The sequence below is a fragment of the Ectothiorhodospira shaposhnikovii genome, from assembly GCF_022227765.1.
Lineage (GTDB): Bacteria > Pseudomonadota > Gammaproteobacteria > Ectothiorhodospirales > Ectothiorhodospiraceae > Ectothiorhodospira.
The window spans coordinates 221,561-247,527 of sequence record NZ_JAJMLZ010000004.1 but is presented as its reverse complement, the minus strand read 5'-3'; the positions used below and the strand labels follow the sequence as shown (position 1 = coordinate 247,527).

The following is a 25,967-nucleotide window of genomic DNA, read 5'->3' as shown; positions in this document are numbered from 1 at the left end:
GACTCTGCCTATTATGCATCCAATTCTTACGGTATTTATGTTTCCGCGTGGCGCTGGTGTTTGATTGAAAATGTTGCACCGCACAAAAAAGTGCGCTATGCTGCGACGCAACAAGGGTGGGAATCCGCCCATCCTTGGCAAACCCATCTCAAGGAGATTTGCCATGTACAACGAATTCTTCAATATGAATCAGGAACAGTTCGAAAAGATGGCCGGTCCTGTGCGCAAGTTCAACAATGCGACCCTGGATCACGTGGCCAAGCTGGTTGAATACCAGATCAGCATGTTCCGCAGCTATTCCGAGATCACCATCGAGCAGATGCGTGCCCTGCAGACCGTGACCGACCCCAAGAGCCTGCAGGCCTACGTGAGTGCCCAGGCCGAAGCCACCAAGTCTCTGAGCGAGAAGGTGGCCAAGGACACCAATGAACTGGTGGAACTGCAGCGCGGTTATGCCGAAGAAGTGCAGAAGCTCAGCGAAGAAGGTCTGGCCACCGTCACCAGCATCGAGCCCGCCAAGGCCCGCAAGAGCGCCTGATTCGCTTCAGACCAGGATTGTGTCATGGGCAGGGCCGCCCGTTGAAGTTGTCTTCTCCTATCCGCTTGATCCCTGCGCCCATCCGATTTTCATCGGATGGGCGTTTTTTTATCCTGCACCCCAGCCCGCATCAGCGGGCCGACAGGGGGGCTCCTGTCTTGCGGTGAGTCTCGAAGAAGACGCCGTTCCATGCGATGACCAGCGCCTCCTCGCTTCTGGGCAGGAGGCTCAGGGGCTCTTCCAGCGGCGTATCAAAACAGGTGATTTCCACCGTGGTCACGTCCCCATCGGGAAAGTCCAACGCCTCCGGCGTGATGCCGAAGCGTTCGATAAAGGCGTCCGGACCCAGGGCGTGAACCACATACCCGGGCTTGAGACACTGACTCTCCTCGAAGTGGGCAATGTGCTTCGAGTAGACGCCCTTGCGACCTACCAGAGCCTGTGCCTGCTCGTCGGTCAGCGTGGCCTCATCCGTGGCGGTGAATCCGGTCACTGTCCAGACCCCGAAAAACCCTTCCTCCGAGACCTTCTGGCCGCAACCGGCCATGAGCAATGCCGCCATCACCATGGCAGCCCCGCCCCCTGCTCGGACGATGATGTCACTGCGTTCATTCTGCTGCACGCCCTGCGCCTCCACGTTGTCTTGTCAAGCCTGAAATGAGGTTAAAAACCTGAGCCTGCAAAGGGTATCAGATTGTGGCCTTCAGGTTATTGATGACAGTCGGCACCCTGGCACATCAGGTACTTTGCCATTGTGCATGCATGTCGGGGGGCATCCCATGTGAAAACGGCCAGGCAAAGCCCGGCCGTGGAAAGATTTGATACATCCCACCTGCCCTGCTTATTCGGGCACCACAGCCTCCATGGAGATGCTGATGGTGATTTCATCTCCCACATAGGGCACGAACTTGTCTGCATTGAAATCGCTGCGTTTTACCACGGTATGGGCATGGGCACCGATGGCCGGTCTTTCCAGCATGGGATGGACCATGGCGGCGAAATGACTCACCTCCAGGGTCACCGGCTGTGTGATCCCCTTCATGGTCAGATGACCGTCTATGGATACCGGGCGACCGTCCTGGAAATTGATCTGGCTGGACTGAAATCTGGCTTCGGGATGGCTGGCGGTATCGAAGAAATCTTCTCCCTGGATATGCTCGTTGAAAGTGGTGTACCCGGTTTCCACCGAGGTCATGTCGATCACGATATCCACCTGCCCTGTACCGCCCTCCTTATCCAGGGTCACCGTGCCATGAGTCTGATTGAACTGACTGGTCTGGGTGGACAGCCCGAAGTGGCTGTAGGAGAAACGAGGGAAGGTATGGGTGGGGTCGATTTCGTAGGTCACCGGCTCCGCCAGGGCAGATGTCGCCATGCCTGACACCAATACCACGGTAGCCGAAAGGGCGAACAAAGGTTTCATGCGGCGATCCTCCTGTTGTTTAAGAAACTGACCAATCATGTCTGGTTTAAAAAATTACCCTTATTCTTTTGCTGAAGAAACGCATTTTTTATGGACAGTTTGATGTGTAGATGTCATTAGTCTTTTTAAAAGGACACCCACTTTATTTGCATGTTACTAAAAAAGGGTCTATTCTTAAGTCATGACTCAACCTCGCGCATCCCTCATCAGCCTCGACGAGACCCCTTGGTACCACTTGGTCAGTCGCTGCGTACGCCGTGCGTTCCTGTGCGGCAAGGATCCGCTGACCGGCACCAGCTACGAGCATCGCAGAGCCTGGATTGAAGGCCGAATTCTTGCCTTATCTTCGGTCTTCGCCATCGATATTGCTGCTTATGCCGTAATGTCCAACCACTATCACGTGGTTCTGAGAGTCGATGCCTCCCGTACCTATGGATGGACCATGGAGCAGATTCTGACCCGCTGGACGCAGCTATTTACCGGCCCTGCCCCGGTCCAGCGCTATCTGTCCGATGACAGAGTTCGGATGAGTGCCGCTGAAATGGCCCAGGTGGAGGAACTTGCCGAAATTTATCGGGCACGTCTCCATGACATTTCCTGGTTCATGCGGGTACTGAACGAGTCCATTGCCCGACAGGCCAATCAGGAGGACGGTGTCAAAGGGCGATTCTGGGAAGGACGTTTCAAGAGCCAGGCATTGCTGGATGAACAAGCCTTGCTGGCCGCCATGGCCTATGTGGATCTCAACCCGATCCGGGCGGGGATTGCGGACACTCTGGAGCGTAGTGAATACACATCCATTGCCAGAAGAATCAGAAATGCCACCATCACCCCGGATAAGGACCGCAATGTCGGAACCGGAGGCGCTGACAACACCTCCAAGCTTGGTCCAGCCTCATCAAAGCCTGAGATGCCCCCCTCCCCTACCCCATTCAGGATCGGTTCACGCCGGGACCACGCGAGTGAAAGCGGTCCCTTACAGCCAGAAAAATCATTGCAGAACATCACCCAGGCATCACTGATGCCCTTTGAGGCATCGGAGGCTGGATTGCAACACGGCATTCCTTTTTCACTGGAGGATTATTTCGAGTTGACTGAAACTCTGGGACGATGCGTACATCCGATGAAACGGGGCTTCATCGCGGACAAGACGCCCGGATTGCTGGTCAAACTCGGCATGGAACCGCAGCAGTTCCTCCGCCATGCCGACCATCTGTTGAAAACCTTCGGCCCTGTCATCGGTACCGCGGATACCTTGTCGGCACTGGCTCAGCGCCGGAGACGGCGGCGGATGCGGGGAATTGCCATGGCAAGGCAGGTGTTTCAGGCAAAGGCAGCCTGAACAGAAGTCTGATTTCTGTCAGGTGACCGGATGAGAGGATAATACCCGGCAAGCGGTGCTCGCCGGGTCCGAGGCGCAGACGGACCAAGAGCGGTCCGCGCTGCCATGTGATGGGAAAAACAGGCAATCCGCGGGGCGGTACTTATTCTTCGTACTTGAAGGAGACGTTCAAGCGGGCTCGATAGCACACGATATTGCCGGCTTCATCCAGTCTCATGTCCAATTTGTTGACTTCCACGATGCGCAGTTCACGCAAGCTGGATCGGGCCTTGGCCACGGCCTGGGCGGCGGCATCTTCCCAGGACTTTTCACTGGTTCCAATCAGTTCAATGACCTTGTAAACGCTCATGACTAGACTCCTCGCCCCCCGACCACGAGGTCGGCGGCTGATTTATTGGTTCTGATATCCAATGTGACCGGCCGCCACGGTCCACACCGTTCAAGCCGGTCACCCAAGTCTAGTCAAGACTGCGCTGTTTTTCCTTGAACATCAGAGACAACAGCGGGCGGCATGCCAGGCAATCATGCGCTCCTCATCGGTGGGAATGACCCATACCCCGACAGGGCTGTCATCCATGCTGATGCGTATCTCGCCACACTCGTTGCGTGCCTCATCAATGCGAACCCCCAGCCACTCACATCCCTGACACACCATAGCCCGAACCGGCGCGGCATGTTCACCGATACCCGCCGTGAAGACCAGATGGTCCAGCCCCTCCAACGCGGCCGCGAGACTGCCGATTTCCCGGATGATGCGATAGGAGAACAGTTCCACCGCTTCCCTGGCCGCGGGTACCGGACTTTGAATCAGGTCACGCATGTCGGCACTGACACCCGATACCCCCAGCAATCCTGATTGTCTGTACAACAGATCACTCACTTGCGCGGGTGACATGTTCTCGTGGGTCAGCAGATGGAGTACCACACCGGGATCGATGGTTCCGCAGCGGGTTCCCATCGGCAGCCCGTCCAGCGCGGTAAATCCCATGGTGGAAGCCACGCTGGCACCGTCCCGGATGGCACACAGGCTCGCGCCATTGCCCAGATGAGCGGCTACGACCCGGCCCGTCTCCAACGTGCCCAGATGATCGGGCAGACGCCGGCTGATGTAATCATAGGAAAGACCGTGAAAACCATACCGGATCAATCCCGCTTCGGTCAGATGCCGGGGCAAGGCAAAAGCCTGGGCAACCGGTGCCTGAGTGGTGTGAAAACTGGTGTCGAAGCAGGCTACCTGGGGCACGTCCGGTCGTAGCGTGAACAGGCTACGCACCGGTGCCAGACCATGAGGCTGATGCAATGGCGCCAGCGGAATCAACGTTTCCAGATCCTTCAGCACCCCTTCGTCCAGGCGGACCGGCTCGCGATAATGCCGTCCTCCATGGACGATGCGGTGGCCAATGGCACTGATCCGGCCGGCATCGGGCAACGCATCCATCCAGTTCAGCAGTTCTGAAAGCGCAGCGGCATGGTCATACTGATCGACATCCGCGATCAGGTGATCATCACGGATGACCGCTCCCTGGCCATCCCGAATCGACAGCCGTGCCTGCCGCCCGCCCAATCCGGAGAAGTGCCCCTGGTAATGGACGGAAAAACCGTCCAGTGACAGATCCCCTCCCCACCCCAGCAGCGCAAACTTGAGACTGGAAGAGCCGCTGTTGATGACCAGGATATCTCGCATGCCGTTACCGAACCTTTTTCTTCAGATAATCCGCCAGTAGCAACGCCAGGGCACAGGAGGCCATACGGGTGATGGCATCATCGGCCCGGCTGGTGAGCACGATGGGTACACGGGCACCCACCACCAGACCGGCTCCGGTTGCATCCGCCAGGTAGGTCAACTGCTTCATGAGCATGTTGGCCGCTTCCAGATCCGGAGCCACCAGGATATCCGCCCGACCCGCCACGGGTGACGTGATGTTCTTGGTCGCTGCCGCGGCCTCGGACACGGCGTTGTCGAAGGCCAGGGGACCGTCGATCAGGGCGCCGGTGATCTGCCCCCGGTCAGCCATCTTGCACAGGGCTGCCGCCTCCAGGGTGGACTGGATCTTGGGATTCACCGTCTCCACCGCCGACAGAATGGCCACCTTGGGCATCTCATTACCTACCGCGTGTGCCAGATCAATGGCGTTCTGGACGATATCCACCTTATCGGCCAGGGAGGGGTAGATGTTGATGGCCGCATCGGTGATGAACAGCGGACGAGGATAGGTCGGGACATCGAAGGCCATCACATGACTGATACGCCGCTCGGTGCGCAGGCCTGCATCCTTGCGCACCACTTCCCGCAGCAACTCATCGGTATGCAGCGATCCCTTCATGATCGCTCCCACACTGCCCGCACGGGTCATGGCCACCGCCTGCTCAGCCGCGGCATGGCTGTGAGGGACATGGACAATGCGAAAATCGCTGATGTCGATCTCCGCCTCATCCGCTGCCGCGCGGATGCGATCCTCGGGACCGATGAGGATGGGATGGATCAGGCCCGCCCTGGCAGACTCATAGGCTCCCAGGATGGAAGGCGCATCCACTGGATGCACGATGGCCATGTCCACCGCCTCCGGATGGGTGGCGGCATGCAGAAGTTCATGCAGACGGGCACGCTCGGACATGCGCACCCGAGGCATCACGGTACGGGGGCGACGGATCTTTTCCGTGGGTGCCAGCACGTCGGCCACCCCTTCGATGACATCCCGACCTTCCTGGTTGGTACACCGGCAATCGAACTTGATGCGGTTCTTGTCCGGATCCTTTTCCAGGACCTTGACCTTCACCTGCAGGATGTCTCCCAGGCCCACCGGAGCCCGGAACCGCAGGGTCTGTCCCAGATAGATGGTCCCGGGTCCGGGCAGTTCGGTGCCCAGCACGGTGGAAATGAGCGCCCCGCCCCACATGCCGTGGGCGATGATCTCCTGAAAACGGGAACTCTTGGCAAAATCCTCGTCCACATGCGCCGGATTCACGTCCCCGGACATGATGGCGAAGAGCTTGATGTCATCCATGGTGAGCCGGCGCTCGATGGCAGCCTCGTCGCCCACCCGAATCTCATCGAAGGTACGGTTCTCGATGTAACCCAGATCGGTTTTCTTGTCCATGACTCAGGCCCTTATGTTGTGGCCGGCATCCACGTAAAGGGTGCTGCCGGTCAGTGACTGTCCAGCCCCGGAGGCCAGGAAAACGGCGCACTGTCCTACGTCATTGACGGTAGCCAGACGACGCAGAGGAGATCGGGTTTCGGCATCCCGGGCCAGGGTTTCGAAATCCTGGATACCCGAGGCCGCCCGGGTACGGATGGGGCCCGGCGAGATGGCATGCACCCGGATGCCCCGCGGACCCAATTCCGCCGCCATGTAGCGCACGCTGGATTCCAGCGCGGCCTTGACCGGCCCCATGAGGTTGTAGTTGTCCACCACCTTTTCGGCCCCGTAATAGGACAGGGTGATCAAGGTGCCCCCCTCCTTCATCAGCGGCTCGGCCTGACGGGCCAGACGAATGAAGGAGTGGCAGGATATGTTCATGGCCTGGGCAAAGCCGTCCCAGGAGCAGTCCACCACCCGACCATGGAGATCATCCCGGGGGGCAAAGGCCATGGAATGGATCAGAAAATCCAGCTTTCCCCAACGTTCGTCGGCGCGCTGGAACAGGGCGTCCACCTGGGACTGATCAAGCACATCGCACAGCATCAGTTCCGGATCTCCCATTTCACCGACCAGAGGGCGGACGTGGGATTCGGCCTTGGGATGGCCATAAGTCACGATCATTTCGGCACCAGCCTGGTGCAGTGCACGGGCACAGCCGTAGGCAATGCTGTCGGCATTGGCGAGACCGGTGACGATGCCGGTTTTCCCTTGCATGGAGAAGGGTTGAGTCGTCATGGGCAACCTCCAATCGTCGCTGGGTTCACTGGTTCAGACAGATGAACCTGATTTATGTTGCATTGCAGCGAAGATTAGCAGAAGCGCATGATGCCTGCATGTCAATTTGCGATTTTTGCAAGGTTCTTCGGTCTTTTTTACTTGTTTTCAAGATGCCTTTCCCGACCTAAATCCACGCCGCACTCATGGTTGACATATGGATAGTTCGCCGGCTCATATAAAACCCTTCACCATTGCCCCGGATTCAATCAGGAGCCGATCCCATGCCGTTGCCGACGAAGATGCTGATTGCCTGTCTGTTGATGGCGACGGGCCTACCGGCCTTCGCCGCAGAGCGATTCCAGGACTGGTGGATCAGTTACAGCCAGCCGTCCGGAGAACAGGCGCTGACCCTGCTGGCCTATACACGCACTGACGAGGGCCACGCACTTGCGGTGGGCCAGACGCAGAATGGGCCGGTCAAGATTGCCCTGCTGGTCAATGGCGGGCCTCCCATTCACATCAGGGATGGCTTGCTGGAAGCGGAAATCGATGTGGACACGACCTGTCGGAAGCATGCCCTCCAGCAGGATCCCGATGCCCCCATCGATCCCGATCCATCCTCGGGTTCATGGACTCAAAGCCTGGAATGGCCGGTCTGGGAACCTTCCCGCGGACACTCGCTGCCACCCCTTCTGGAATCCTTGATGGAGGGACGTGAAATCCGCCTCAAGGTGGAAGATGATCAGGGAGATGTCCGCACCCTGAAGTTTTCCCTGGACGGAGCCCGCCAAGCCATGCAGTGGATACTGGCCCAGGGACCGCTGACCGTGACCCACCATACCGTGGATACTCTCTCCGACAGGGCGGCCTTCGAATGCCATCAGCGGGCCCGGGGAGAAAGAAGCCGGCTGGAAACCTGCTTTGACGCCATCGTATCCTGCTGGGATCACCATGCCGGCGGCTCGGTGCTGGCCTTTCAGGGCTGTCTTCGCAACAGTCGGATGGGGCTGGGCGGCAACTGGTAACCCTCAGGGCAGCAGGATGCTGCTGCCGGTGGTGCGCCTGGCCTCCATGTCCTCATGAGCCCGGGCAGTTTCTCGCAAAGGGTATCGTTGATGAATGGGCACTGCCACCACACCGGTCCTGACCATCTCGAACAGTTCCGAGGCGGCCCATTCCAGGTCTTCCCGGGCGGCAATGTAATGAAACAGGCTGGGTCGAGTGAAAAAGAGCGAACCTTTCCCTGCCAGCACGGCCGGATCCACAGGGGGCACGGGGCCGGAGGCATTGCCGAAGCTGACCATCATGCCCAACGGTCGCAGGCAATCCAGCGAACCCATGAACGTATCCCGCCCGACCGAATCGTAGACCACGTCCACGCCGCGCCCGTCGGTGATTTCCCTCACCCTGTCGGCAAATCCCTCCCCGGCGCCCACTATGACGTGATTCGCGCCATGTTCCATAGCAAGATCGGCCTTTTCGGGACTGCCCACGATGCCGATCACCTCGGCCCCCAGATGCCTTGCCCATTGACAGAGCATGATACCGACACCGCCGGCGGCGGCATGGACCAGGACATGCTGACCCGCCGCCACCGGCCAGGTGCGCCGCAACAGATAATGGACAGTCATGCCCCTGAGCATCATGGCGGCGGCGGTGTCGTCCGGGATATCCTCGGGCAGACGCACCAGCCTGTCGGCAGGCATGACCCGCCTCTGAGCGTAGGCACCCGGAGGAGGCGCGGCATAGGCCACGCGATCGCCGACCTGCAACCCGGTCACGTTCTCACCCAGGGCTTCCACCACGCCGGCCGCCTCCATGCCAAGACCGCACGGCAGCTTCGGCAACGGATACAGCCCACGACGAAAATAGATGTCAATGAAATTGAGACCAATCGCCGTCTGACGCAGACGAACCTCCCCCGGCCCCGGCTCCCCCGGGGGTGACCTGACCCATTCCAGCACCTCGGGACCACCGATTTTCTGAATCTGCATGACAAAGGACATGGGTCTGTCTCCGGATCATCATGTGAATCGTCGCAGCAAAACCTGAGCGAAGCATATTCAGTCAATCTTTGCCACCACCGCACCCACTCGCCACGGGCATGCCTGATACCAGAATCGAGTCATCAATGACCGCTGCCATCTCTAACATCCTCATCGTCGATGATGACCCCACCATTCGGCTCGTAATCCGGGTCGGTCTCTCTCGTCAGGGTTATGGGGTCATTGAGGCAGACAACGGCAAGCGCGGTGTCGAGGCCTTTGTACGGCACCGCCCAGATCTGATCCTGCTGGACGTGACCATGCCGGAGATGAACGGCTTCGACGTGGTGCGTGCCATCCGCGCCCATAATGAAGGGACTTGGGTTCCCATCCTCATGTTGACCAGCGCCGAGGATGTCCAGTCGATCGATGAGGCCTTCGATGCCGGAGCCACGGACTTCATGACCAAACCCATCAACCCGACCCTGCTATCCCGACGTGTCCGCTATGTACTCGGCGGTGCGGAGCGGGAAGCGGTGCTAAGGCAGGCCCGAGCCGAACAGGAAAGTGCCTGCCGATTGGCCAGGCTTGGATTCTGGCAACTGCATCGGCAATCCGGGGCAATGCGCTGGTCGGAAGACGCTCCTGCCGTGCTGGGGTGGCGCGAGCCGCTCCCTGACCGTGTCGATCACTTCATCGCACTGGTGGATGCCGGGCAGCAGAGCGAGGTGAAAAATCAGCTTGAACTGAGCATGAATCATCACGAAGGGCTTGACCTGGAAGTCCGGCTGGGAGATGGGGCCAGACATCGCATCCTGCGGATGCAGGGCAAGCCATCCGCGGACCAGGACACCATGGTCGGCGCGTTTCAGGATGTGACCGGGCTGCGTGCACTGGAAAATCAGGTGCTCTATCTGGTGGAGCATGATGAACTGACGAACCTACCCAAGGAACGGCTGTTCCTGCGCCTGTTGCAGGAACAGCTGGACATGGGGTCGGGAGAAGATCCATGGATGGTCATGGTTCTGGACATCGATCGGCTGCACCGCATCAACGATGCCTTCGGCCATGCCGCCGGCGACAATGTCCTGCGGGTGTTCGCCCAGCGTCTGCGGCAACATGCCGCCCCAGGCACCCTGCTCTGCCGACTGGAAGCCGACACCTTCGGCGTGGCCATGGCCATGGAGGATTCCCACGAGGCTTACCTCTCCCACCTGGACAAGGCGCATTTCATCAATGGCAAGGCCGTCTTCGTGGAGTGCTCCGCCGGTGCCGGCATCTACCCACGGGATGGATCCAATGCCGAGGACCTGCTGCTCCTGGCCCGGCAAGCCCAGCGCAAGGCCCGTCTGGGAAGCGGCACCAAGCTGGTGTTTCATCAGCAAGGCCAGGTGGAAAACAAGGCCATGGGCATCCTGTTGGAAACCGACCTGCGCCTTGCCCAGGACAAGGACGAGTTTTTCATGGTCTTCCAGCCCCAACAGGAATTGTCCAGCGGCAGGATCGTCGGCGTCGAGGCTCTCATCCGCTGGCAGCACAGCCAGAGAGGCGTCATCTCCCCCGTCGAGTTCATCCCCCTGCTGGAAGAGACCGGCAGAATACGGCATGTGGGGGACTGGATCATTGAGCAGGCCTGCCGTCAGGCGGCTGCCTGGCGACGCCAGGGCGTCAATCTGCGCATGGGGATCAACCTGTCCGCCCGCCAGTTCGAACAGGAGGATCTGGCCGACCGAATCCTGGCCTGCACGGAGCGGCACGGCATCCCGGCCCGTTGCCTGGAACTGGAAATCACCGAAAACATCGCCATGCACAGCCCTGAAGACACCATCGTAACCCTCAAGCGTCTCAGGGAAATGGGATTCAATATTGCCATCGACGACTTCGGTACCGGTTACTCATCATTCGGATACCTGCTGAAATTCCCGCTTAACACCCTCAAGATCGACAAGAGCTTCATCGAGAACATCACCGAATACAGAAACAGCCGGGCCATCATCCGTTCCCTGACGGCCCTGAGCCAGGGCCTTGGCCTCAGGACCATTGCCGAAGGCGTGGAAAACCAGCGTCAGCGGGACTATCTGGATGCACTGGGTATCAATGAGATACAGGGTTACCTGATTTCCAAGCCCGTCAGGGCCGATGAACTGCAGCACTGTCTGACCATGAAAAGCGTCGCCGACGCCGACATTCCGTGAATACCACTCCATGAAAACCAATCCCATGATCACGAACACCATCCACTTTCACATGGAACCGACCGGGCATCTCGATGCGCTTGTCCCTTGCCTGCAACGCATGGCGCGGGAACCCGGGGTCGAGAGCATCATGGTACTGGGCTGCGATCAGGACAACTGGCCGCATGAGGGTGCCACCCGGTTGTTCCGGGAGTGTCCGTTACCGGTATTCGGTGGCGTTTTCCCGCAGATCATCCATGAGCGCAAACCCTACTCCAACGGCACCCTGCTGGTCGGGCTGCCCGTCACGGCACAAATCGCCGTGGTGCATGGACTCAGCGATGCCCATGCCGATCTTGACCGGGACCTTGCACAGGCCCATGCCGCATGGCCAGAAGCACTGGAGAACAATACCGTTATCGTGTTTTTGGATGGTTTCTCCAGCCGCATCAGCGCCCTCATCGAGTCGCTGTTCCTGCATTTCGGACTGGATGTCAATTTCGTCGGCGGCGGTGCCGGGTCACTGAGCTTTGAAAAGAAACCCTGCATCATCACACCGAACGGAATTTGCCGGGATACCGCAGTCCTGGCCCGCATCCCTCTGGTCAGCCGCATCGGCGTCACCCATGGCTGGGAGCCCATCAGCGACACCCTCAAAGTCACCTCGTCGGAAAGGAACATCATCCATACCCTTGACTGGCAGCCGGCCTTCGAGGTGTATCGCCGGATGATCCGGGAGCATGGCGGCCAGGACATCACCAGAGAGAATTTTTTCGACATCGCCAAGGCCTATCCCTTCGGCATCTCCAAACTGGACAGCGAAATGGTGGTACGCGACCCGCTGATGGTAGTGGGCGATCAATCCCTGATGTGTGTGGGAGAAGTCCGGGAAGGTTGTTTCGTCAGACTGCTCAACGGCACCCCGGACTCCCTGATCCAGGCCGCCACCCAGGCCCGGGCCATCGCCGAATCACAGTGCACCGACGGCACCGCCGCCCCGGCCCTGTTCATCGACTGTATTTCACGGGTGTTATTTCTCGGTGAAGGGATCCACCGGGAACTGGAGGGCGCCGGCGCCGGCATGCCCTTGTTCGGTGCCTTCACACTGGGCGAAATCGCCAATACCGGAAACGATTACATGGAGTTCATGAACAAGTCTTCCGTGCTTTGCCTGCTTGACATGGCACAGGGAGGGGTCCCTTGAGACGACTTGAAGCGACACAGATCCTCTACGAAATCGCATTCTCGGTCGGCCAGAGCCTGGATCTGAATCCAATGCTCAGGCACAGCCTGGGGACAATGATGCGACTGTGCAATTTCAACCTTGCCGTCGTCATACGTCTCATTGACGAAGCCTCGCCGGAGGTTTCAAGAACAGTCGTGGCGGCCATCCCCCGGAATGTGGTCCAAAGACCTTATTATCAGGCATTCATGGAACGGTCCGGGATACCGGACCATCCGGACACACTCCGCGCTTGGCTGATGCGTCTCCCCTTGCACCGGGAAGACGGCGACGCGCATCACTGGTACGTGTTCCATCTGACCGGTTTCGGCATCCTGGTCATGCGTAAGACCGGCACACCGATCAGTGAGGATCTCTTCAACTCCCTGCCCAAACTGATGGAGAAACTGGCACAGGCCATTCGCGCCTGCATCTACGAGCAGGAGCTCAAGCAACAGATGGAAGCCGCCCGCAGCGCCGAGCGGGCCAAGAGTCTGTTCATGGCCAACATCAGCCATGAAATCAGAACACCGATGAATGGTGTGCTCGGATTGCTGGACGTGGTACTGGATACCCCGTTGCCGGAGGAAGTGAGGGAACAGTTGAATCTGGCCAGACTGTCGGCGGAACACCTGCTGAGCATCATCAATATCGTCCTGGACCTGTCCAGGATCGATGCCGGCAAGATGATCCTGGAAACCCGGGATCTGGACCTGAAGGAACTGCTGTTGCAAACCCTGGGAAGCCAAATGCCCACGGCGGCGGCGAAGCAACTCAGGGTCACCCATCACCTGGACCCGGATCTGCCCGACTACGTCCGCGTGGATGCCACCCGCCTGCGCCAGATCCTGATCAACCTGCTCGGCAACGCCATCAAGTTCACCGAACAGGGAGAGGTCACTCTCCAGGGGCGGCTGCTTGCCCGGGACGAGGCGGCTTCCGAGGTGCAACTGTCGGTCAGGGACACCGGCATCGGCATTCCCACCCATGTGATCAGCAGGATCTTCGAAGCCTTCGAGCAGGGAGACAACACCTACAGCAGGCGCTACGAAGGCACGGGCCTGGGCCTGACCATCACCCGCAAACTGGTGGAATTGCTGGGCGGCGAGATCACCGTCATCAGCGAGGTAGGCAAGGGTTCTGAATTCACGGTCAGGCTTCGATTGCCCCACGGCACGCGACCAGAGCCCAGCGATACCCGGACGCCTCATGTCCTGCTTGCCGATCAGCTCAAGCAAATGCGTCTGAAAGTATTGATTGCCGAGGACAACTCCATCAATCAACTGGTGATCAGAAAGCTGCTCGGGCGCATTGATGCAGTCTGTACCGTGGCGGAAAACGGCATCGAAACGGTGGAGCTGGCTGCCCATCGACGCTTTGACCTCATCCTTATGGACATGATGATGCCGCTCATGGACGGCATGGAGGCCACCCAACACATTCGCCAGCAGGAGGCCGAAAATCACTGGTCACCCTGCCCCATCATTGCCCTGACGGCCCATGCCATGGCCGGTGATCGTGAACGCTTTCTCGCCGGCGGGATTCAGGGGTATGTGGCAAAACCCATCCAGTACGCCCTGCTGATTCAAGAGGTCCTTAATGTCATCGGCCATGATCATCATCCCGACACCGATTCAGTGTCGCCGAGCACCCTGGAAATCAGCAATATCCATGCTGAAAACGAACCGACCTGGTTCATGGAGGCCATGACCCTCGGCGCCCCCATCCCCGACCCGGCGCCCACCGATCAATCTCCCATTTTCAACTGGCAGAACGCACTCAGGCAGATCGGTGATGACGAACCTCTGCTGCTGCAAGTGCTGGCGCTTTTCCTGGAAAGCATCGATAACCAACTTCATGACATGCGGCACAATCTGGCGTCGTCCCATCTCGGCGATCTGGGCATCCAGGCGCATACCCTGAAGGGACAATGCGGAACCCTGTGCGCCCTGCCCGCCAGGGATGCCGCCCAACAACTGGAGGATCTCTGCCGCCAACAGGCCGAATTCCCGCGGATCCGGCAGGCGCTTCATAGCCTGCTGGAGCAGATGGACAGGTTGCTGCCGGCATTGCGGCAAAGACTGGATGCCGGCCCTGGGAACAATCCGGTCACGCCGCCCCGGTGACCCCGGCACGATCCCGTGCCAGATAGGTATACACCGCCGGCACCACGAACAGGGTGAACAGGGTGCCGATGGTCATGCCGGCGGCGATCACCAAGCCCATGGCAAACCGGGAACCGGCGCCCGGGCCGCTGGCAATCAGGAGCGGGATCATGGCCAGCACCGTGGCCGCCGTGGTCATGAGGATGGGCCTGAGCCGGATTCCGGCCGCCTTTTCCACTGCCTCCCGGCGGGATAACCCCTGTTCCTGCAGCTTGTTGGCGAACTCCACGATCAGGATACCGTGCTTGGCGATCAGTCCGATCAGGGTCAGCAGCCCCACCTGGGTATAGATATTCAGGGTGGTCAGGCCCAGGCTGACGAACAGCAGCGCGCCGGCAATGGACATGGGCACGGTCACCAGCATGATCAGCGAATCCCTGAATGACTCGAACTGGGCCGCCAGCACCAGATAGATCACTAGCAGGGCAAAGAAGAAGGTCACCACCAGCTGGCGGCCCTCGGTCATGAACTGACGTGACTGCCCCGCATAATCCACGCTGTAACCCGGCGGCAGGACATCGGCGGCGATTTCCTGCAGCACCTCCAGGGCCTCGCCCAGGGTCACGCCCGGCCGGGGAACCCCGGACAGGGTGACCGCGTTGAGCTGCTGGAAGCGCTTGAGCTGCTGGGGATGCACCGAGTCCTTCAGGGTGATCAAGGTATCCAGGGGCACCAGCTCGCCGTCCCGGTTGCGGGTATAGAGATCCTCGATCTGATCCGGCGTCAGCCGATCCACCCGCTGCAGCTGGGGAATGACCCGGTAAGACCGGTCATCCAGGGCAAAGCGTCCCACGAACGCGCCGGAGAACAGGGAGGAAAGATCCGCCGACAGGGTCTGCATATCCACCCCCATCAGGGCGGCCTTTTCCCGGTCGATATGGATCTCGGTTCGGGGACGGTCGATCCTGAGATCACCGTCGATGTAGATGAAGCGGCCACTGGCCATGGCCCGGCCGATCACTTCCCGGGAAACTTCCAGCAGGTTCTCCGAAGGATCGGTGGAGCGGATGACGAACTCCACCGGAGCCCCACCTCCGGCACTGGGCAGGGATGGCGGCGCCAACGCGAAGATGCTCAGACCCGGGATCTCTTCCAGCCGGGGTTGCAGGTCGTTATCCAGTACCGCCTGGGTGCTGCGGTCACGCTCGTCCCAGGGCGCCAGCACGAACCCCGCCACCGCAGAATGGGTACCGCCGCCGAAACCGTTGATGATGAAGATGTTGGAGAGTTCCGGAATCTCGTCCAGATACCGGTTCATCACCGCCGTGTTGCGCTCCAGCTGATCCAGGGTCATGGGGGCATCCCCCTGGGCAATGGAGAAGACGAAGCCCTGGTCCTCCGGGGGCTCAAGCTCGCTGCTGCTGGTGATGAACAGGAAATAGCAGGACACCAGCACGATGAAGCCGAACACCAGCACCACATGGCGATCATCCAGGGCACCATGGAGACGACGTTCGTAACGCCGATGAAGCCCCTCGAAGCGGGCATCGAGCCAGGCCTCGAAACGCCCCTTGCCGCCCTCGCCATGGGGCTTGAGCAGGCGGGAGCAGAGCATGGGAGAGAGGGTCAGGGCGATCACGCCGGAGAGGATCACCGAGGCCGCCAGGGTGAAGGCGAATTCCACGAACAGGGTGCCGGTGATGCCGCCGACGAAGCCGATGGGAATGAAGACCGCCACCAGACTGGTGGACATGGCAACGATGGGCCAGGCCAGTTCCCTGGCACCCTGCAAGGCCGCCTCCACCGGCTTCATGCCCTCCTCGATATGACGATGGACATTCTCCACCATGATGATGGCGTCATCCACCACGATGCCGATGGCCAGCACCATGGCCAGCAGGGTGAGCAAGTTGATGGAAAACCCCATCAGCAACATCAGGAACAGGGTGCCGATCAAGGACAGGGGCACCGCCAGGGCCGGGATGATCACGCTGCGCATGGAACCGAGGAAGGCATAGATCACCCCCACCACGATTACCAGCGCCAGCACGATGGTGATCAGCACCTCCTGGATGGCGCTCTCGATATAGAGGGTGGAGTCATAGACGATATCCCCCTTGAGGCCTTCGGGGAACTGGGGCTCGATCTCCCGCTCCCAGACCCGTCGAACATCGGCGATCACATCCAGAGCATTGGCATCCGGGGAGATCTCGATGCCGATGAAAGTGGCGGACTGGCCATTGAAGCTCACGGAACTGTCATAGCTCTCGGAACCCAACTCCACCTCGGCAATGTCCTGCAACCGGACGATGGCGCCCTGCTCCGATCGAACCACCAGTTGCTCGAAACCCTCGGCGCTGGACAGGTCAGTTTCCGCCGTCAGCTCCACCGAGATGAGGCGGCCCTTGGTGCTCCCCACCGCCGAGAGCACGTTATTGGCCTGCAGGGCACGGCGCACATCGGCACCGGTCACGTCAAGGGCCGCCATCCGCTCCGGATCGAGCCAGATGCGCATGGCGAAGGTCCGTGCCCCCAGGATCTCGGCCCGCTGCACCCCCGGCAGGGTGGCCAGTTGAGGTTCCACCACCCGGACCAGATAGTCGGTGATCTGGTTGTCGCTGAGCACCTCGGAATAGAAGCTCATGTACATGGCGGCGATGGTCTCGCCCACCGACAATTGGATCACCGGCTCTTCCGCCTCCTGGGGCAGATCCGAACGGACCTTGTTGACCTGGGCGGCGATCTGGGTCAGGGCCTCGTTGGGATCATAGTCCATGCGCAGATAGGCCTGCACCGTGCTGACGCCGGAGAGACTGGTGGAGACCAGGTAATCGATCCCCTCGGCGGCGGCAATCTCCCGTTCCAGGGGGGTGGTGATGAAGCCCTGGATCAGGTTGGCATCGGCACCGATGTAAGTCGTGGTGACGGTAACCACCGCATTCTGGATCTCCGGAAACTGGCGCACGTTCAGGTCGAAGCCGGCCCGGATACCCAGCAGCAGGATGAACAGGCTGACCACCGTGGCCAGCACCGGCTTGCGGATGAAGACATCAGTGAATCGCATCGAGGCTCTCCGGCCGCATCAGGCGTTGGGCGGTGTGGGTGCCGACTCTTCGCCGGGTTGCAGATCGGGATCATCATTGATCTTCACCACGGCGTTGTTGCGCAGCTTGAGCAGACCACTGGTGGCCACCTGCTCACCTGGCGCCAGCCCTTCCAGAATCACCACCAGATCCCCACGCCGGGTGCCGGTACGCACGAAACGCTGGCGCACCCGCAACTCATCCTCGTCGCCCGACTGGATCACATAGACCGAGTCGCCGTAGGGATTGAAACTCACCGCCGACTGGGGCACCACCACCACCGTCGCCTCCTCCCCCACATCCAGGGTCACGCGACCGAACATGCCGGGGCGCAACCGCTGTTCCGGATTGGGGATGATGGCCTGTACCTCGAAGGTACGGGTGGAGGCCCGCACGGCCGGCTCGATGGCGCGGACGCGACCTTCGAAGGTATCCTCAAAGGCATCCACCCTCACCCGCAACGGCTGTCCCGGCGTCACCTCGCCCAGGCGTCGCTCCGCCAGGGAGAAATTGAGATAAATCGGATTCAGGGCCTGCAGGGACACCACGGGATCGCCGGCGGAGAGAAACTGGCCCACATTCACCCGGCGGATGCCAAGCTGCCCGGAAAAGGGTGCCGTCAGGGTCTTCTGCTGGATGCGGGCCGCCTGTTCCTGCACCGCCGCCGCGGCCTGTTCGGCCTCGCTCTCCCGGCGCTGCAACTCCGCTTCAGAGATATTGTTCTGACGCACCAACCGACGGGCCCGCTCCAGTTCCAGATCCGCCAGCCGGGCCGCCGCCTCCAGGCGGCGGAGCTGAGCCACATCGGTGCGGCTGTCAAGGCGCAGCAGCACATCCCCCGCCCGGACCCGGGCGCCGTTATCGAACAGGATCTCCTGCACGATGCCGCTCACCTCGGTGGTCAGGTCGGCCCCCTGCACGGCGGCAAAGCTGCCCACCGCCTCCAGTTGCGGTCGCCAGATCTGTTCCCTGGCCTCGGTGGCGGTGATGGTGGCCACCGGTTCGGGCATGTTGTCGAAGATGTCGGTGATCAGGGCATTGATGAAGGCCTTGTAACCGAATACACCGCCCAGCAGCAGGGATACGACCAGCAGCATGAGGATCATGCGCCGATTGATGAGTCTTCTGTTCATGTCCGGGACACAGCCTTTGGCAGACCAGCAGAAAAGTTGATGGGAACGACCGTCGCCCAAGCCACGGCGCGGGAACTGAAAAAAGGCAGATTACACTCTCCCACCACGGAATCGGATACCCCGCGCGTCAATGGGGCACTGAACTGGAAAAAACATTCAGGATAATGACCCCCAGAATGATGAAGCTGATACCGATCCAGGCCGCCAGATCCAGAGACTGCCGAAAGACCAGATAACCCACCAGAGAAATGAGCAGGATACCCAGGCCACTCCAGAGGGCGTACGCCACGCCCACCGGGATGCTCTTCAGGACATGGGAGAGAAAATAAAACGCCCCAAGATAGCAAAGCCCCATGACCAGGGTTGGCACGGGGCGTGTGAACTGATCCGATTTTTGCAGGAACAGGGTGCCGATCACTTCCAGCAGGATAGCCATTCCCAGCACGCCATAAACGGCCAGAGATGGATTCATGGATTAAGGGGTCCTCGTCATGTCGATCAAGTGTGCCAGCAACTCACCTCTTTGCCTGTCTGACTCCAGATTGGAATGCCCCTGCACCGCGGCCAGCCAGATTCCATCGGCGGCATACCGGGCCAGCACCAGCCGGCCATCCTCATCGGTTTCCCTGTATCGTGCCTGCTGCGCTTCCATCCAGCACTTCCAGCCCTGCCTGATGCCCGGATCGGTCAGCATGGTCATCATGAGGCTCTGCCACTTGATGAACTCGTCCATGCCGATCAGTTCCATCGTCGCAGTCACATAGGCCCGGGTGAAACGCCCGTGGGGCTCGACATCCCGGGCCATCAGACGATCGATACTGTGTTCGAAACGCTGCAACAGGTCGTCGAAGATGGCCTCCACCAGCGCCTGCTTCGAGGGGAAATGGTGCAACAGCCCCCCCTTGGTCACGCCGGCGGCATCCGCGACCGCCTGCAGGGTCAGTCCAGGCACACCCTGCTCGGAGCACAGGCGCGCCCCCTGATCCAGCAGTGCCCGCCGAACCCGGGCCGGTTGTTTCTTGCGCAAGCCGTCTTGGGGATTCATGGCAGGAACATACCATCCGGTCGGTATCCTTTCAATACCCGGCACACCGGGTATCGAGCCGACAAAGATTGACCAAAATCATGGGAAATAGCGAACACACTGGACAGAATGCAAACCTTCGAACCCGGGCCCGAGGACCGACCCATGATGGAGCTTGACCCCCTACTTCTATCCCGAATCCAGTTTGCCTTCGTGGTCTCGTTCCACGCCATCTTTCCTGTCTTCACCATCGGCCTGGCCTCCTACATCGCCCTGCTGGAGGGCCTGCTCTACCGGACCGGCAACCCCGCCTACGAGCAACTGTCCCGCTTCTGGACCAAGGTCTTTGCCGTGGTGTTCGGCATGGGGGTGGTGTCAGGGATCGTCATGTCGTTCCAGTTCGGCACCAACTGGAGCGTATTCTCCTATGCCAGCGCCAACTTCCTCGGCCCGATCCTGGCCTATGAAGTGGTCACCGCCTTCTTCCTGGAGGCGGTGTTCCTGGGGGTGCTGCTGTTCGGTCGTGACAAGGTCCCCAGGGGTACCCACCTGTTCGCCGCCTGCATGGTGGCCCTGGGCACCTTCATATCCTCGTTCTGGATCCTCTCCGCCAACAGCTGGATGCAGACCCCCGCGGGCGCCGAACTGCGGGACGGCATCGTCCACCTGACTTCCTGGAGCGAGGCCATCTTCAATCCTTCCTTCGTCCCCCGTTTCTTCCATGTGGCTCTGGCCTCATTTCTCACCGGCGGCTTCGTGGTTGCCGGCGTGTCGGCCTGGTATCTGCTCAAGGGCAAGGCACCGGAGGCGTCCAAGAAGGCCCTGCAGATGTGCCTGATCATGCTCGCCTTCGCTGCCCCGGCCCAGCTGCTGGTGGGGGACGTGCACGGTCTCAACACGTTCAAACACCAGCCCGCCAAGGTGGCGGCCATGGAAGGGGTCTGGGAGACCACCGACGGCGCCCCCCTGCTCCTGTTCGCCATTCCCAGTCAATCCCAGGAACGCAATTTCCTGGAGATCGGCATCCCCAACATGGCCAGCCTGATCCTGACCCATGAGTGGAACGGCACGGTCCCCGGCCTGAAGGAATGGGCGCCCGAAGACCGCCCCCACATGCCCATCGTGTTCTGGTCCTTCCGGGTCATGGTGGGCATCGGCCTGCTCATGATCATCATCGCCCTGTGGGGCGCCTGGCTCACCTGGCGGGATCGTCTGGTGGAATCAAAACGCTTCCTGAGGTTGACCAGCCTGATGATTCCGCTACCCTTTGTGGCCGTTCTGGCCGGATGGTTCGTCACTGAGGTGGGGCGTCAGCCCTGGCTGGCCTACGGCTTGATCCGTACCGCGGAAGGGCTCACCCCCTCCCTGACCGGCGCCATGGCCCTGTTCACCCTGGTGGGCTACGTCACCGTCTACGCGGTGGTATTCATCGCCGGCATCCGTTTCCTGGTCCGCATCATCCGCCAGGGACCGGATCAGACGGACCTGTCGGAAGACCATCCGGGTGCCCACGCCAAGCGGCCGTTTTCCGCCGCCGACGACAAGACCATGGCCTGACGGCCGGGAGCGCGCAGACATGGAACTGATCGACCTGACCCTGATCTGGATCGTCATCATCGGCTTTGGTGTGTTCATGTACGTGTTCATGGACGGTTTCGACCTGGGAGTGGGTATACTCTTCCCCTTTGCCGGCAGTGACGAACACCGCGATGTCATGATGAACTCCGTAGCCCCGGTATGGGATGGCAACGAAACCTGGCTGATCCTGGGCGGCGCCGGCCTGCTGGCGGCGTTTCCGCTCATCTATGCCGTGTTCCTGCCCGCCCTTTACATCGGTGTGTTCCTGATGCTGGCGGGACTCATCTTTCGCGGCGTGGCCTTCGAGTTCCGCTTCAAGGCCGAACCCCACAAGCGACGGCGCTGGGACATTGCCTTCTTCGGCGGGTCCCTGGTGGCCGCGTTTGCCCAGGGGGCCGTGGTGGGCGCCTACATCCAGGGCTTCGAGGTGGAGGGCTTCTCCTATGTGGGCGGCGCCTTCGACTGGCTCACCCCGTTCACGGTCATGACCGGGCTGGGCCTGGTGGCCGGCTACACCCTGCTGGGTGCCACCTGGCTGATCATGAAGACAGAAGGCGACCTGCAGACCCTGGCCTACCGCATCGCCGGGCGCATGGTGGTGGCGGTGCTGTTCGTCTTCCTGCTGGTCAGCCTGTGGACCGCCGTGGCCCACCCGCATATCCTCGAACGCTGGCTGGAGCACGCCGCCGTGCTGTGGATCTTCCCCACCCTGTCCCTGCTGGCCGGTGTGTGGCTCTGGCGCGGCCTGGGTCGGCGAGCCGAGGGCACGCCCTTCATCGCCACCCTGGCCCTGTTCCTGCTGGCCTACCTGGGCCTTCTGATCAGCATGTGGCCCTATGCGGTCCCGCCCCACCACACCTTCTGGGATGCGGCCTCATCGCCCGACTCGCAGCTGTTCACCCTGATCGGGCTTCTGTTCGTCATCCCCATCATCCTTGCCTACACCGCCTGGACCTACTGGGTGTTCCGCGGCAAGGTCCGGATCGGAGAGGGTTACCACTGAACGACGCAAGCACCCCCACCCACGACACCCCCGCCATCCCCAATGCCGAGGCGAAACGCTGGCTCAACGCCCGTGTCGCCCCGGCCCGGGGTCTGCTCAGCCTGGCCAGCGGTGCCGGCGTCCTGTCCGGACTGCTGGTGATCGCCCAGGCGGGCCTGCTGGCCTTCATCCTGGATCGCGCCATCACCCATGGCGACGGCCTGTCGGCACTGACGGGGGCCTTTGCCTGGCTGGCCCTGGTCATGGGGCTGCGGGCGGCCCTGAACTGGTCCCGGGAAACCCTGGGCCAGGCGGCGGCCCTGAGCATCCAGAGCCGGCTGCGGGACGAACTCTTTGCCCACATGGCCGCCCTGGGCCCGGTCCGCCTGGCAAATCGCCACAGCGGCAGTCTTTCCTCGGCCATCGTCGAGCAGGTGGAGGGCATGAACGGCTATTACGCCCGCTACCTGCCGCAGATGGCGGTGAGCCTGCTGGCGCCCCTGGGGATCTTCATCGCCGCCCTCACCCAGGACTGGCTCGCCGCCCTGATCCTGCTGTTCACCGCCCCGCTGATTCCCTTCTTCATGGCCCTGTTGGGCATGGGCGCCGAACAGGTCAGTCGGCGTCAGCAGGAAACCGTGTCCCGCCTGGGCGGGCACTTTCTCGACCGGCTCCAGGGCCTGACCACGCTACGCCTGTTCAACGCTCAGGAACGGGCGGCACGGGAAGTGGCCGAGGCCGCCGACGGCTATCGGGTCACCACCATGAAGGTCCTGCGGGTGGCCTTTCTCTCCTCCGCCGTGCTCGAATTCTTCAGTGCCGTCGCCATCGCCCTGGTAGCCATGTACGTGGGTTTCGCCCTGATCGGCTATCTGCAATGGGGGCCGGCCACCCAGCTCACCCTGTTCTCGGGGCTGTTCATCCTGCTGATGGCACCGGATTTCTTCCAGCCCCTGCGGCAGCTGGCCCTGCACTACCATGACCGGGCGGCGGCCCTGGGCGCGGCCCAGACCCTCCTGCCCCTGTTGCGGCAACAAGCCCCACCGACATCCACCCCGCCGACGCCCACGCCGTCTCGTCCCGGCGGGGTGTCGATCCGATTCAGGGACGTGCATGTCGGCTTCGATGAAGGTCGGCGCACCGCCCTTAGCGGGATCAACCTGGATATCCGCCCCGGTGAACGGGTGGCCCTGGCCGGACCCAGCGGCGCGGGCAAGTCCACGCTTCTACACCTGCTGGCCGGTTTCATCGAGCCCGACCAGGGGCAGGTAAGCGTGGACGGCGCCGCCCCCGATCCCCTGCGCCAAGCTGCCTGGGTGGGACAGCGCCCCCATCTCTTCACCGGCACCCTGGCCGACAACATCCGTCTGAGCCGCCCCGACGCGGATCAGGCCACGGTGATCCGGGCCGCCACCGACGCCGGGGTGATGGCCTTTGCCGACCGGCTGCCCCAGGGACTGGAGACCGTGCTGGGAGAACGGGGCCGCGGTCTCTCCGGTGGGCAGGCCCAGCGGGTTGCCCTGGCCCGGGCCGCCCTCAAACAGGCACCCCTGTGGTTGCTGGACGAACCCACCGCCGGGCTGGACCCGGAGGCCGAAGCCCTGGTGCTCGAAGCCCTGGAACGCTCCGCCACCGCCGGCGCCACCGTGCTCATCGCCAGCCACCACCCTCGGGTACTGGCCTGGGCGGATCGAGTCATCACCATCCAGGACGGTCGCGTGGTCCATGATGCCGGCGATATCGGCGAATCTGCATGAAAGATCTGATCCCCTTCCTTCGCCTCTCCCTGCCGCGCCTGCCCTGGTTCCTGGGCGGACTGCTGCTGGCGGTCCTCACCGTAGTGGCCGCCACCGGCCTGCTGGCCCTGTCCGGCTGGTTCATCACCGCCTCGGCCCTGGCGGGTGCCGGGTTGATCATCGCCCTGGATGTCTACCGACCCGCCGGCGGCATCCGCGCCCTGGCCGTGGGACGTACCGTGGCCCGCTATGCCGAGCGCATCGTCAACCATGAAGCGGTGCTGCGCCATCTGGCGGATCTGCGCAGCTGGCTGTTCCGTGCCCTGTCGCCCCTGGATCCTGGCACCCTGGCCCGCTTTCGCGCCGCCGACCTGCTGCAGCGGCTGGTGGGTGACATCGACACCCTGGACGGTCTGTTCCTGCGGGTCATCACGCCCACCCTTACCGCCGTCCTCACCCTGCTCGGGGGCGCCCTGTTCTTCGGCCTGCTGGCGCCCCTCGCAGTGCTGTGGGTGGTGGCGGTGCTGGCCCTGGCCGGCTTGATCCTGCCCGCCATCGCCGTGGCCCTGGGCGGGCGCAGCGGCGAGGCGCGCATCCAGGCCGCCGCCCAAGTGCGGGAACGGACGGTGGAAGGCGTGCAGGGACTGGCGGAGCTGCGGGTATTCGGCGCCCTGCCCCGGCAACGGGCCGCCCTGGCCGCCGCCGAACGGGACCGGGCCGAGGCCGAGATCCGGCTGGTGCGCTGGGGCGCCCTGGGGGACACGGCCGCCATGCTGGCGGGTCTGGGGGCGATCTGGCTGGCCCTGTGGCTGGGCGTGGGCTGGCTGTCGCAAGACTTGGTGACGGCCCCCATCGTGGTACTGCTGGTTCTGGCCACCCTGGGCCTGTCCGAGGCCGTGGCCATGCTGCCGGGGGCCTATCAGCGTCTGGGGCAGATCCGTGCCGCCGCCGCCCGATTGCTGGAGGTGGCCCATACCCGTCCCAGCCTGCCGGAACCGGCCCACCCCCAACGGCCCGACGGTGATGGCAGCCTCACCCTGGAGGGCATCCGGTTGCGCTACGGCAACGATGCCCCCTGGATTCTGGACGGGGTGGATCTGAATCTCCAACCGGGTCGGAGCGTGCTCGTTACCGGCGCCAGCGGCGCGGGCAAGACCAGTCTCACCGCCGTGGCCCTGCGTCTGGTGGCGCCCCAGGCGGGCGAGGCCCGGGTGTGCGGCATCCCGGTCCAGTCCATGGGCTACACCGACCTGTACGACACCGTGGGGGTACTCGGGCAGGAGACAGTGCTGTTTGCCGACACCGTCGCCGCCAACCTGCGCCTGGCACGACCGGAGGCCGACGAAGAGGCCCTGCGCGAGGCCCTGTTCCTGGCCGGTCTGGACGACTTCATCGCCGCCCTGCCCCAGGGTCTGGACACCGCGGTGGGCGAAGGCGGTGCCCTGGTCTCCGGTGGTCAGGCCCGACGTCTGGCCCTGGCCAGACTGATCCTCAAAGATGCCCCCGTGGTAATCCTGGATGAGCCTTTCCGGGGGCTGGATCCGGCCACCATCGAGCGGCTCAGGCAGCGTCTGACGCCCTGGCTGTCCCGACGGGCAACCCTGGTGATCGCCCATGAGCCGGCCATGGCTCCGCCCTGCACCGCCCACTACAGGCTGCAGGAGGGTCGCTTGCAGGAAATGGCGTCATCGTAGATTTTGCAGGAATCGCGTCATTCCCGCGCAGGCGGGAATCCAATCACTGACCGGAGTCCTGGACTCCCGCTTTCGCGGGAGTGGCGGA

General features: G+C 61.8%; 21 protein-coding genes. 10 read left to right on the top strand and 11 right to left on the bottom strand.

The genetic code is table 11. The features are described from left to right. Positions 1-163 precede the first annotated feature (163 nt). Positions 164-538 carry a phasin family protein gene (locus LQD11_RS07550; RefSeq protein ID WP_008931254.1) on the top strand — a complete coding sequence of 125 codons (375 nt, stop codon included), beginning with the start codon at positions 164-166 and terminating at the stop codon, positions 536-538. A 130-nt stretch (positions 539-668) separates the two neighbouring features. On the opposite strand, the gene LQD11_RS07545 is transcribed toward LQD11_RS07550, so the two are convergent. Continuing rightward, positions 669-1,160 (bottom strand): hypothetical protein, encoded by a 492-nt coding sequence (locus LQD11_RS07545; RefSeq protein WP_141565249.1) that lies wholly within the window; start codon positions 1,158-1,160, stop codon positions 669-671. Between the two features lie 219 nt (positions 1,161-1,379). Beyond that, on the bottom strand, positions 1,380-1,961 hold the full coding sequence (locus LQD11_RS07540; RefSeq protein ID WP_238616997.1) for a YceI family protein: 582 nt from the start codon (positions 1,959-1,961) through the stop codon (positions 1,380-1,382). A gap of 181 nt (positions 1,962-2,142) precedes the next feature. On the opposite strand from LQD11_RS07540, the gene LQD11_RS07535 reads away from it, so the two are divergent. Then, entirely contained in the window at positions 2,143-3,303 is a 1,161-nt protein-coding gene (locus LQD11_RS07535) for a transposase (protein WP_238616996.1), read from the top strand. Positions 3,304-3,445: 142 nt separating this feature from the next. On the opposite strand, the gene LQD11_RS07530 is transcribed toward LQD11_RS07535, so the two are convergent. The 4 genes from LQD11_RS07530 to fabI all read right to left on the bottom strand — a co-directional run bounded on the left by LQD11_RS07530 (position 3,446) and on the right by fabI (position 7,181). Next, positions 3,446-3,652: a dodecin family protein gene (locus LQD11_RS07530; protein WP_008931258.1), complete on the bottom strand. Its 207-nt coding sequence runs from the start codon at positions 3,650-3,652 to the stop codon at positions 3,446-3,448. Positions 3,653-3,793: 141 nt separating this feature from the next. After that, the gene (locus LQD11_RS07525; RefSeq protein WP_238616995.1) at positions 3,794-4,987 is read right to left on the bottom strand and encodes an acetate/propionate family kinase; all 1,194 of its coding nucleotides are present in this window, start codon (positions 4,985-4,987) and stop codon (positions 3,794-3,796) included. Between the two features lie 4 nt (positions 4,988-4,991). After that, positions 4,992-6,401 (bottom strand): bifunctional enoyl-CoA hydratase/phosphate acetyltransferase, encoded by a 1,410-nt coding sequence (locus tag LQD11_RS07520; RefSeq protein WP_238616994.1) that lies wholly within the window; start codon positions 6,399-6,401, stop codon positions 4,992-4,994. Between the two features lie 3 nt (positions 6,402-6,404). Next, positions 6,405-7,181, bottom strand: a complete 777-nt coding sequence (gene fabI, locus LQD11_RS07515) for an enoyl-ACP reductase FabI (RefSeq protein ID WP_238616993.1) — start codon at positions 7,179-7,181, stop codon at positions 6,405-6,407. A gap of 263 nt (positions 7,182-7,444) precedes the next feature. On the opposite strand from fabI, the gene LQD11_RS07510 reads away from it, so the two are divergent. Beyond that, positions 7,445-8,188 (top strand): hypothetical protein, encoded by a 744-nt coding sequence (locus tag LQD11_RS07510; RefSeq protein WP_238616992.1) that lies wholly within the window; start codon positions 7,445-7,447, stop codon positions 8,186-8,188. A gap of 3 nt (positions 8,189-8,191) precedes the next feature. Here the strand turns inward: LQD11_RS07510 and LQD11_RS07505 are convergent, their stop codons facing one another. Then, positions 8,192-9,169: a quinone oxidoreductase family protein gene (locus tag LQD11_RS07505; protein WP_238616991.1), complete on the bottom strand. Its 978-nt coding sequence runs from the start codon at positions 9,167-9,169 to the stop codon at positions 8,192-8,194. Between the two features lie 125 nt (positions 9,170-9,294). Between LQD11_RS07505 and LQD11_RS07500 the strand changes: the two genes are divergently transcribed. From LQD11_RS07500 to LQD11_RS07490, 3 genes are all read left to right on the top strand, one after another. Beyond that, positions 9,295-11,343 (top strand): putative bifunctional diguanylate cyclase/phosphodiesterase, encoded by a 2,049-nt coding sequence (locus LQD11_RS07500; protein ID WP_238616990.1) that lies wholly within the window; start codon positions 9,295-9,297, stop codon positions 11,341-11,343. Positions 11,344-11,353: 10 nt separating this feature from the next. Continuing rightward, positions 11,354-12,526, top strand: coding sequence for an FIST signal transduction protein (locus LQD11_RS07495; RefSeq protein ID WP_238616989.1), 1,173 nt, complete (start codon positions 11,354-11,356; stop codon positions 12,524-12,526). Between the two features lie 278 nt (positions 12,527-12,804). Continuing rightward, positions 12,805-14,670 carry an ATP-binding protein gene (locus LQD11_RS07490; RefSeq protein ID WP_238616988.1) on the top strand — a complete coding sequence of 622 codons (1,866 nt, stop codon included), beginning with the start codon at positions 12,805-12,807 and terminating at the stop codon, positions 14,668-14,670. Here LQD11_RS07490 and LQD11_RS07485 read toward each other — a convergent pair. The 4 genes from LQD11_RS07485 to LQD11_RS07470 form a co-directional block, all read right to left on the bottom strand. Then, on the bottom strand, positions 14,654-17,713 hold the full coding sequence (locus LQD11_RS07485; RefSeq protein ID WP_238616987.1) for an efflux RND transporter permease subunit: 3,060 nt from the start codon (positions 17,711-17,713) through the stop codon (positions 14,654-14,656). The two genes, LQD11_RS07490 and LQD11_RS07485, sit on opposite strands and share 17 nt — an antisense overlap. 18 nt (positions 17,714-17,731) lie before the next feature. Continuing rightward, positions 17,732-18,865 carry an efflux RND transporter periplasmic adaptor subunit gene (locus tag LQD11_RS07480; protein ID WP_238616986.1) on the bottom strand — a complete coding sequence of 378 codons (1,134 nt, stop codon included), beginning with the start codon at positions 18,863-18,865 and terminating at the stop codon, positions 17,732-17,734. Positions 18,866-18,992: 127 nt separating this feature from the next. Further along, positions 18,993-19,337, bottom strand: a complete 345-nt coding sequence (locus tag LQD11_RS07475; protein ID WP_238616985.1) for a DMT family transporter — start codon at positions 19,335-19,337, stop codon at positions 18,993-18,995. Positions 19,338-19,340: 3 nt separating this feature from the next. Beyond that, positions 19,341-19,910: a TetR/AcrR family transcriptional regulator gene (locus tag LQD11_RS07470; RefSeq protein WP_238616984.1), complete on the bottom strand. Its 570-nt coding sequence runs from the start codon at positions 19,908-19,910 to the stop codon at positions 19,341-19,343. Between the two features lie 147 nt (positions 19,911-20,057). On the opposite strand from LQD11_RS07470, the gene LQD11_RS07465 reads away from it, so the two are divergent. From LQD11_RS07465 to cydC, 4 genes are read left to right on the top strand one after another with little or no spacing between them, the layout of a single operon-like run. After that, positions 20,058-21,446, top strand: coding sequence for a cytochrome ubiquinol oxidase subunit I (locus tag LQD11_RS07465; protein ID WP_238617035.1), 1,389 nt, complete (start codon positions 20,058-20,060; stop codon positions 21,444-21,446). 19 nt (positions 21,447-21,465) lie between these two features. After that, positions 21,466-22,470, top strand: coding sequence for a cytochrome d ubiquinol oxidase subunit II (gene cydB / locus LQD11_RS07460; protein WP_238616983.1), 1,005 nt, complete (start codon positions 21,466-21,468; stop codon positions 22,468-22,470). Continuing rightward, positions 22,416-24,206 carry a thiol reductant ABC exporter subunit CydD gene (cydD, locus tag LQD11_RS07455; protein WP_420828259.1) on the top strand — a complete coding sequence of 597 codons (1,791 nt, stop codon included), beginning with the start codon at positions 22,416-22,418 and terminating at the stop codon, positions 24,204-24,206. The genes cydB and cydD overlap by 55 nt, the downstream gene beginning before the upstream one ends. Next, positions 24,203-25,879, top strand: a complete 1,677-nt coding sequence (gene cydC / locus LQD11_RS07450; protein WP_238616981.1) for a thiol reductant ABC exporter subunit CydC — start codon at positions 24,203-24,205, stop codon at positions 25,877-25,879. Before cydD ends, cydC begins: the two co-directional genes overlap by 4 nt. Positions 25,880-25,967 lie beyond the last annotated feature (88 nt).

Coding starts and splice junctions, on each gene's coding strand:
- LQD11_RS07550 (WP_008931254.1), top strand. CDS start 164: ATGTACAACGAATTCTTCAATATGAATCAGGAACAGTTCGAAAAGATG.
- LQD11_RS07540 (WP_238616997.1), bottom strand. CDS start 1,961: ATGAAACCTTTGTTCGCCCTTTCGGCTACCGTGGTATTGGTGTCAGGC.
- LQD11_RS07535 (WP_238616996.1), top strand. CDS start 2,143: ATGACTCAACCTCGCGCATCCCTCATCAGCCTCGACGAGACCCCTTGG.
- LQD11_RS07530 (WP_008931258.1), bottom strand. CDS start 3,652: ATGAGCGTTTACAAGGTCATTGAACTGATTGGAACCAGTGAAAAGTCC.
- LQD11_RS07525 (WP_238616995.1), bottom strand. CDS start 4,987: ATGCGAGATATCCTGGTCATCAACAGCGGCTCTTCCAGTCTCAAGTTT.
- LQD11_RS07520 (WP_238616994.1), bottom strand. CDS start 6,401: ATGGACAAGAAAACCGATCTGGGTTACATCGAGAACCGTACCTTCGAT.
- fabI (WP_238616993.1), bottom strand. CDS start 7,181: ATGACGACTCAACCCTTCTCCATGCAAGGGAAAACCGGCATCGTCACC.
- LQD11_RS07510 (WP_238616992.1), top strand. CDS start 7,445: ATGCCGTTGCCGACGAAGATGCTGATTGCCTGTCTGTTGATGGCGACG.
- LQD11_RS07505 (WP_238616991.1), bottom strand. CDS start 9,169: ATGTCCTTTGTCATGCAGATTCAGAAAATCGGTGGTCCCGAGGTGCTG.
- LQD11_RS07500 (WP_238616990.1), top strand. CDS start 9,295: ATGACCGCTGCCATCTCTAACATCCTCATCGTCGATGATGACCCCACC.
- LQD11_RS07495 (WP_238616989.1), top strand. CDS start 11,354: ATGAAAACCAATCCCATGATCACGAACACCATCCACTTTCACATGGAA.
- LQD11_RS07490 (WP_238616988.1), top strand. CDS start 12,805: ATGCGTCTCCCCTTGCACCGGGAAGACGGCGACGCGCATCACTGGTAC.
- LQD11_RS07485 (WP_238616987.1), bottom strand. CDS start 17,713: ATGCGATTCACTGATGTCTTCATCCGCAAGCCGGTGCTGGCCACGGTG.
- LQD11_RS07480 (WP_238616986.1), bottom strand. CDS start 18,865: ATGAACAGAAGACTCATCAATCGGCGCATGATCCTCATGCTGCTGGTC.
- LQD11_RS07475 (WP_238616985.1), bottom strand. CDS start 19,337: ATGAATCCATCTCTGGCCGTTTATGGCGTGCTGGGAATGGCTATCCTG.
- LQD11_RS07470 (WP_238616984.1), bottom strand. CDS start 19,910: ATGAATCCCCAAGACGGCTTGCGCAAGAAACAACCGGCCCGGGTTCGG.
- LQD11_RS07465 (WP_238617035.1), top strand. CDS start 20,058: ATGGAGCTTGACCCCCTACTTCTATCCCGAATCCAGTTTGCCTTCGTG.
- cydB (WP_238616983.1), top strand. CDS start 21,466: ATGGAACTGATCGACCTGACCCTGATCTGGATCGTCATCATCGGCTTT.
- cydC (WP_238616981.1), top strand. CDS start 24,203: ATGAAAGATCTGATCCCCTTCCTTCGCCTCTCCCTGCCGCGCCTGCCC.